We start from the raw sequence: 7,195 nt of genomic DNA on the forward strand, positions 1-7,195 counted from the left end.
TAAAACCCAGCCCCAAGGCGCACAAGCCGGCGGATTCTGGCGTACCTGTAGGCAACGACGCAAGGTGTTGTAGCTTGCGGGAAGTAACGCTGACAGCGATTAAACATACGCGTCTCAGCCTTGAATTTACGTGGCTTGCCCACGTTGAAATTCCTAGGACCGAAGAGGAAATATCTGACGTATTTTTAAGGTTGGCGGCCGGAAGCGTGAGGTTTAACTTGGCCGCTCTGATCAGGGATAACGATTTCTCGCCTGATTCAGGCGTTCTTTCAGGCATTTAGGGTGAAACGATTACATGCGCGAGACAAGGGTCGACAAAGGCAATTACCCGGCTCGCGACATTTGGCGTTATGATCACGTCAAATGTCGCATGGAGGTAATCGGTATGCCCGCCGTCAAAAATGAAGTCGTAGGGGCGCAGACAAAGCGTGTCGCCCGCAAGCCTGTTGAGGTGCTGCTACATGGCCGTAGTGGCGATACGCGCATGTTGATTATCCGATACACACAGGAAGGCTTTGATCTGAGCGACGTCAGGGACATGATTTCTATATCCGGCCTATACATGGAGCACGATCTTGTTCAGCGCATTACCGGGAAATCCCTCAGAACCGTGCAACGCTTGGCAAAGGAAACCCAGCCAGTTCGGCTGAACCAGCAACAAAGCACCGTCGCCTTTCAGTATGCACAGGTACTTGAGCACGCCATCAATGTGTTTGGCGATCAGCAGTTGGCTGAGGACTGGCTGAAGAAACCCTGCAAGTACCTGGAGGGTCATATTCCGCTGGAACTGATCGACAACTCGCTGGGTTTCCAGGTGGTAGAGGACTACCTGACCCGAATTGAACACGGGGTTTATCAATGAATCCTTTGCCTTGGGATGGGAAGTGGCACGCTTGGCGTCTGGACCGTGCGGTTTTCAAGGACACATGGGATAGCGGCATTGGTGCGCAACTATCCGGTGGCCGATGGAACCCTCCCGGCCGCCGGGTTATTTACGCTTCGGCCGACCCGGCTACGGCGATTTTAGAGGTCGCCACCCACGCAGGCTTCGATACGCTCGACAGGGTGCCTTATGTGCTGACGTGTTTCGAAGTGCTGGATTCGAATGTCATCAAAGTTGTTCAACCTGAAGATGTACCGAACCCTAACTGGCTAATCCCATCTGAACTTTCGCCCAATCAACAGCATTTCGCTGATGAGCTACTGGCCGAACACCCGTTCGTGCTTATCCCGTCCGCAGTTACCCGCCACTCTTGGAACCTACTCGTTAGCTGTGATTTGGCGGCGGATCAATTCAAGCTTGTTTCGCAGGAGCGTTTTGGACTGGATACCCGCTTACTGAAATGAATGAGAATGTCGAACTTGCACACCAGAACCTCAAATGCAGCCTGTCGCGTGTGATCTCTACGCTGCACACCTACTGAACACCTGCTCCACCCCCCTCCTATCCCCCAAGGGATATATACACCGCAAAACCCCGATTGCTAGTTTGGCCCCCGACGCACTGATTCATCACTGCAAGGGAGCCCGCCTCGTGAACAACACCCCGCCAAGCGATATCGAATTCTGCAATGTGGTCAAACGCTATGGCGAGGTGCAGGCCGTCAGCGGTCTGGATTTCGCGGTGCGGCGTGGCTCGTTTCATTCCTTTCTCGGCGGCTCGGGCTGTGGCAAGACCACCACCCTGCGCATGATCGCCGGCTTCGAACAGCCCACCAGCGGTGAGGTGCGACTGGCCGGCAAAAGTGTGGCCGGCGTGCCGGCGTTCGAACGGCCGGTGAACATGGTGTTCCAGCATTACGCGCTGTTCCCGCATTTGACCGTGGCGCAGAACATTGCCTACGGCCTGCGTTATCGCAATCCACGCCCGGACAAAAAACAGCAACTGCGCATGGCCGATGAGGCGCTGGAAATGGTGCGCCTCAGCGGCTTTGGCCAGCGCAAGCCGAGTGAATTGTCCGGCGGCCAGCAACAGCGTGTCGCCCTCGCCCGCGCCTTGGTCAACAAGCCAACCGTGTTGCTGCTCGACGAACCGCTGGCTGCGCTGGACCGCAAGCTGCGCAAGGAGATGCAATCGGAATTGCTGCGTTTGCAGCGCGAGGTCGGCATCACCTTTGTGCTGGTCACCCACGACCAGGAAGAAGCCCTGTCGATGAGCGACAGCATCAGCGTGATGCACAACGGTTCGATCATCCAGACCGCCACCCCGGAACAACTCTACGAAGCCCCGGCCAGCCGTTACGTGGCTGATTTTATCGGCGAGTCCAACCTGTTCGACGGCACCGTGCGCCAGCTCAACGGCAACTCGGTGGTGCTGCGCACCGAGCAAGGGCTGGAGCTGACCAGCCCCCTCACCCCCACCGGCAAAGCCTTGAGCGCCAACGCCGCCGGTTGCATTGCGGTGCGGCCGGAGCTGATCAGCATCGCCAGGGCCAACGCCGAGATGGCCCGGGAAGTGAAGCTGCAAGGCTGCGTCGAGGACCGCATCTACCTGGGCAATTCCACCGAATACCGCGTGCGCACCCAGGCCTTCGGCGTGGTCTGCGTGCGGGTGCCGCGCCAGCAGGATCACGGCGCCAATGCATTCGAACACGGCGCGCCAGTGCGCGTCGGCTGGGATCACGCCAATGGCCTGGCCATGGCGTTGTAAATCATCGATTCGTTTCATCAACCGGATGTGGAGCGTGCTATGGACCAGAAGACTTTTATCAAAACCCTGCGCAGCTGGCAGAACGGCTCAATCAGTCGCCGAGAATTCCTTGGCCGCACGGGCCTGGGGATCGCCGCTGCCGTGGTCGCGACCAACATGCCCGGCCTGCTGACCTCCACCGCCGAGGCCGCCGAGCAAACCAAGCTCGGTGATCGCCTGTCGCTGGCGACCTGGCCGAACTACCACAGCCAGGAAAACCTCGACACCTTCGCCAAGACAACCGGCGCCCGGGTGTCGATGAGCGTGTTCGGTTCCAACGAAGAAATGCTCGCCAAATTGCAGGCCGGCGGCAGTGGCTGGGACGTGCTGGTGCCGACCAACTACACCATCAGCACCTACGTCGGCCTGGGCCTGATCGAGCCGCTGGACCTGTCGCGCATTCCCAACTTCGATGCCTCGGCGTTCCAGCAGAAGTTCATGGCCCAGGGCACGGTGGACGGCAAGGTCTACGCGGTGCCGAAAAACTGGGGCACCACCGGCATGCTCTACGACGCCGGCAAGCTGAAAAACGGCCCCGCCAGCTGGAAGGAATTCTGGGCCGCCGCCCAAGGCCCGGCCAGCGGCCGCACGATGGTCCACGACTATCAACTGACCGCCATCGGCAATGCGCTGAAAAGCTTCGGCTACAGCTTCAACTCCCTGGACCCGAAAGAACTGGCCGACGCGGAAAAACTGCTGATCGAGGTCAAGCCGCACCTGTTCGCGATCAATTCCGACATCCAGCCATCGATGCGCAGCGGCGATGCCTGGCTGGCGATGTCCTGGACTGGCGATGCCTCGCAATTGCACCGCGACAACGCGCAAATGCAGTTCGAGCTGGGCAAGGAAGGTGGCGAGTTGTGGAGCGACTTCTTCGCCATCCCGAAAAGCTCGGAGCACAAGGATGCCGCCTACGCGTTCATCAACTACCTGCTCGATCCGCAGCACAACAAGCTCGAAGTGCTGAGCCACGGCTACCCGAGCGGCGACAAGCGTGTCGACGCGCTGCTGCCTGTGGCGATGCTCGACGATCCGATCATGTACCCGGCCGCCGAGGCCCTGAGCCCGCTGGAGTTCGGTGCCGCCGCGACGCTGACCAGCCCGGCGCGCGCCGAACTGATGGCGCGTTTCAAGTCCGCCTGATCGCTTGACCATGGCCAATGAGGAGTCACCCATGAATGCCGCCGCCCACCCCCAAACGGTGCAGCCGGGCCGTGCCCTGCCGGTCGAGGTTCGCCAACGGCGCACCCTGGGCCGGCGCATCACCCTGGTGATGCTCTTGCCTTCGACCCTGTGGTTTCTGCTGCTGTTGTTGATGCCGCTGGTGATCATCCTGGTCTTCAGTTTCGGCGAGCGCAGCGCCGTGGGCGGTTACGCCGGTGGCTTCACCCTGGCCAACTACCTGAACCTCGGTTCTCGCGGCGCGGCGTTCAGCAACACGCTGATGCTCGCGCCGCTGGGTACCCTGGTGTGCCTGTTGGCGGCCTATCCGTTGGCGTACTTCCTCGCGGTCAAGGTCACGAGGAACCGCTCGCTGTTGCTGACCCTGGTGATCGTGCCGTTCTGGACCAGTTTCCTGATCCGCACCTATGCGTGGATTTTCATCCTCAGTGGCAAAGGCATTCCGGCACTGCTGGCCAGCCTGGGTCTTGAGGATGTGCGGCTGATCAACACGCCGTGGGCGGTGCTGATCGGCATCGTCTACGGCTACCTGCCGCTGATGGTGTTCCCGATCTACGTCAGCCTGGAAAAACTCGACAAGCGCCTGCTCGAAGCCTCGGCCGACCTCGGTGCCAGCGCCTTCGAAAGCTTCCGCCGGATCACCCTGCCACTGTCCGCACCGGGGATCATCACCGGGGTGATGCTGGTGTTCATCCTGTTGATGGGCGAGTTCCTGATCCCGGCCATTCTCGGTGGCGGCAAGGTGTTCTTTGTCGGCAACGCGCTGGTCGACCTGTTCCTGCAATCGCGCAACTGGCCGTTCGGCAGTGCGCTGGCCATGACGTTGGTGGCGATGATGCTGCTGATCATCGGCGTGTACTTGAAACTGGTGGCGCGCTACGGCGGTCGCCCTGCCGACGGAGGCCTGTGACATGTGGCTGCGCAGCTATTCGACATCGCTGTACCTGTTCCTCTACGCGCCGATTGCCCTGATCGTGCTGTTCAGCTTCAACGCCGGGCGCAGTGGCCTGGCCTTTCAGTGCTGCTCGGTGCAATGGTTCGGCACCGCGTTCGGCAACCCGTTCATCATGGAAGCCCTGGGCAACAGCGCGCTGATCGCCGCAAGTTCCTCGGTGATTGCCACGCTGTTCGGCACCCTGGCGGTGTTCGGCTTGCAGCGTTGCGGCGCCAAGGTGCGCCTGCTGTTCGATGCGTTGACCTACTGCGCGATCATCGTGCCGGGCATCGTCATCGGCATCTCGACGCTGATTGCCTTCATCAGCCTGTTCGACCTGATCAACCCGCTGCTGGCGAGTTGGTTGCCGACAGTGCCGAAATTGAACATGGGCTTCTTCACCGTGATCGCTGCGCATTCGCTGTTCACCATGGCCCTGGTGATGGTGATCGTGCGCAGCCGCGTCGACTCGCTGGACAAGGCCTTACTCGAAGCCTCGGCGGACCTGTACGCGCCACCGATGGACACCTTCTGGCGGGTCACCCTGCCGCAGATCAGTCCGGCGATCATGGCTGGATTCCTGCTGGCCTTCACCTTCAGCTTCGACGATTTCATCATCGCGTTCTTCGTCGCCGGCTCTGAAACGACGCTGCCGATCTACATCTTTTCCTCCATCCGCCGCGGCGTGACGCCAGAGATCAACGCGATTTCCACGGTGATCATCTGCGTGTCGCTGGCCTTGCTGTTCACTTCCCGCCATCTGCAAAACCGCCGTACCGGCGTCCAGGAGTCACACCATGCGTGATCAGCTCTACATCAACGGCGAATGGGTCAGCCCGGACCTGGGCGGCTATCTGGACGTGATTGATCCGGCTACCGAACAGGTCTTCCACCGCGTGGCGGCGGGCACTGAAGAGGATGTCGACCATGCCGTGCGTGCGGCCCGTCGCTCCTTCGACAATGGCTGGGGACAAACCAGCGGCGCCGAGCGTGCGCAGTGGCTCGAGGCGCTGGCCGATGAGCTGGAAAGCGGCCAGCAGACGCTGGCGGAACTGGAAGTGCGTGACAACGGCAAGCCGCTGCCCGAAGCGCAATGGGACATTGGCGATGCGATCGGTTGTTTCCGTTACTACGCCGGTTTGGCCCGCGATCTTGACCAGCAGCAGGATCAGCCGTTGGCCTTGCCGGATGAGCGTTTTCGCTGCCGCCTCCGCCACGAGCCGATTGGCGTGGCCGGGCAAATCATTCCCTGGAACTACCCGCTGCTGATGGCCGCGTGGAAGGTGGCGCCAGCCTTGGCCGCCGGGGCCACCGTGGTGTTGAAACCGTCCGAACTGACGCCATTGACCGCGCTGGAACTGGCGGCCGCTGCCGATCGTATCGGCTTGCCCGCCGGGGTGCTGAACCTGGTCACCGGCCTCGGCGCCGACGCCGGCAGCCCGCTCACCGAGCATCCGGGGGTGGACAAACTGGCCTTCACCGGCAGCGTGCCCACCGGGGCGAAAATCATGTCGGCAGCGGCGCGGGACATCAAGAACATCAGCCTGGAACTGGGGGGCAAGTCTGCGTTCATCGTGTTTGATGACGCCGATGTCGAAGCCGCTGTGGAGTGGATTCTGTTCGGGATTTTCTGGAACCAGGGTCAGGTGTGCAGCGCGACTTCACGCCTGCTGGTGCAGGAAACCATCGCCCCGCGCCTGATCGAACGGCTGGTGGAGGAAACCCGCAAGATCAGCATTGGCCCCGGTATGCAGCCCGGCGTTCTGCTCGGGCCGCTGGTCAGCCAGGGCCAGTACGACAAGGTGCTCGGCTTCATCGACCAGGGCTTGGCCAGCGGCGCCCGTTTGCTCACCGGCGGACGGCGACCGGCGCATCTGGCCGAAGGGTATTTCATTGAGCCGGCGATCTTCGATGAGCCGGGGCACAGCAGCATCTTGTGGCGCGAAGAAGTGTTCGGCCCGGTGCTGTGCATCAAGCGCTTCAAGACCGAAGAACAAGCGCTGCAAATGGCCAACGCCAGCCGCTTCGGCCTGGCCGCCGCCGTGATGAGCGCCGATTTGCAGCGCACCGCCCGGGTCGCCAACCAGCTGCGCGCCGGGATCGTCTGGGTCAACTGCTCGCAACCGACCTTCGTCGAAGCGCCCTGGGGCGGGATGAAACACAGCGGCATCGGCCGGGAGCTGGGGCAATGGGGGTTGCACAATTACCTGGAGGTCAAGCAGGTGACCGAGTACGTCAGCGACGAGCCGTGGGGTTGGTACTTGAAGTAAACCAGTCAACCTCTTTGCTTTTGCTTTTGCTTTTGCTTTTGCTTTGGCTTTTGCTTTTGCTTTGGCTTTGGCTTTGGCTTTTGCTTTTGCTTTTGCTTTTGCTTTTGCTTTGGCTTTTGC

Annotated in this window: 7 protein-coding genes; all 7 read left to right on the plus strand. The window is 60.9% G+C overall.

Features of this window, described 5'->3' with window-relative positions; genetic code table 11:
• The first annotated feature begins 385 nt into the window (after positions 1-385).
• The 7 genes from parS to AC1DVH_RS12070 all read left to right on the plus strand — a co-directional run bounded on the left by parS (position 386) and on the right by AC1DVH_RS12070 (position 7,075).
• Positions 386-862 (plus strand): type II RES/Xre toxin-antitoxin system antitoxin, encoded by a 477-nt coding sequence (gene parS, locus AC1DVH_RS12040; protein WP_347912055.1) that lies wholly within the window; start codon positions 386-388, stop codon positions 860-862.
• Complete coding sequence (locus tag AC1DVH_RS12045) at positions 859-1,347, plus strand: RES family NAD+ phosphorylase (protein ID WP_150754611.1); 489 nt, start codon at positions 859-861, stop codon at positions 1,345-1,347. Before parS ends, AC1DVH_RS12045 begins: the two co-directional genes overlap by 4 nt.
• A gap of 187 nt (positions 1,348-1,534) precedes the next feature.
• Complete coding sequence (locus AC1DVH_RS12050) at positions 1,535-2,650, plus strand: ABC transporter ATP-binding protein (RefSeq protein WP_477753985.1); 1,116 nt, start codon at positions 1,535-1,537, stop codon at positions 2,648-2,650.
• Positions 2,651-2,689: 39 nt separating this feature from the next.
• Positions 2,690-3,832: an ABC transporter substrate-binding protein gene (locus tag AC1DVH_RS12055; RefSeq protein ID WP_477753986.1), complete on the plus strand. Its 1,143-nt coding sequence runs from the start codon at positions 2,690-2,692 to the stop codon at positions 3,830-3,832.
• Positions 3,833-3,863: 31 nt separating this feature from the next.
• Positions 3,864-4,781: an ABC transporter permease gene (locus tag AC1DVH_RS12060; RefSeq protein WP_477753987.1), complete on the plus strand. Its 918-nt coding sequence runs from the start codon at positions 3,864-3,866 to the stop codon at positions 4,779-4,781.
• Position 4,782: 1 nt separating this feature from the next.
• Positions 4,783-5,610 carry an ABC transporter permease gene (locus AC1DVH_RS12065; protein WP_477753988.1) on the plus strand — a complete coding sequence of 276 codons (828 nt, stop codon included), beginning with the start codon at positions 4,783-4,785 and terminating at the stop codon, positions 5,608-5,610.
• The gene (locus tag AC1DVH_RS12070) at positions 5,603-7,075 is read left to right on the plus strand and encodes an aldehyde dehydrogenase family protein (protein WP_477753989.1); all 1,473 of its coding nucleotides are present in this window, start codon (positions 5,603-5,605) and stop codon (positions 7,073-7,075) included. The genes AC1DVH_RS12065 and AC1DVH_RS12070 overlap by 8 nt, the downstream gene beginning before the upstream one ends.
• Positions 7,076-7,195: the final 120 nt, after the last annotated feature.

It is taken from the genome of Pseudomonas sp. P4_C3, assembly GCF_056402075.1.

What these genes read in the sequence shown, in the direction of transcription:
- parS (WP_347912055.1), top strand. Translation starts at nt 386, where the DNA reads ATGCCCGCCGTCAAAAATGAAGTCGTAGGGGCGCAGACAAAGCGTGTC.
- AC1DVH_RS12045 (WP_150754611.1), top strand. Translation starts at nt 859, where the DNA reads ATGAATCCTTTGCCTTGGGATGGGAAGTGGCACGCTTGGCGTCTGGAC.
- AC1DVH_RS12055 (WP_477753986.1), top strand. Translation starts at nt 2,690, where the DNA reads ATGGACCAGAAGACTTTTATCAAAACCCTGCGCAGCTGGCAGAACGGC.
- AC1DVH_RS12060 (WP_477753987.1), top strand. Translation starts at nt 3,864, where the DNA reads ATGAATGCCGCCGCCCACCCCCAAACGGTGCAGCCGGGCCGTGCCCTG.
- AC1DVH_RS12065 (WP_477753988.1), top strand. Translation starts at nt 4,783, where the DNA reads ATGTGGCTGCGCAGCTATTCGACATCGCTGTACCTGTTCCTCTACGCG.
- AC1DVH_RS12070 (WP_477753989.1), top strand. Translation starts at nt 5,603, where the DNA reads ATGCGTGATCAGCTCTACATCAACGGCGAATGGGTCAGCCCGGACCTG.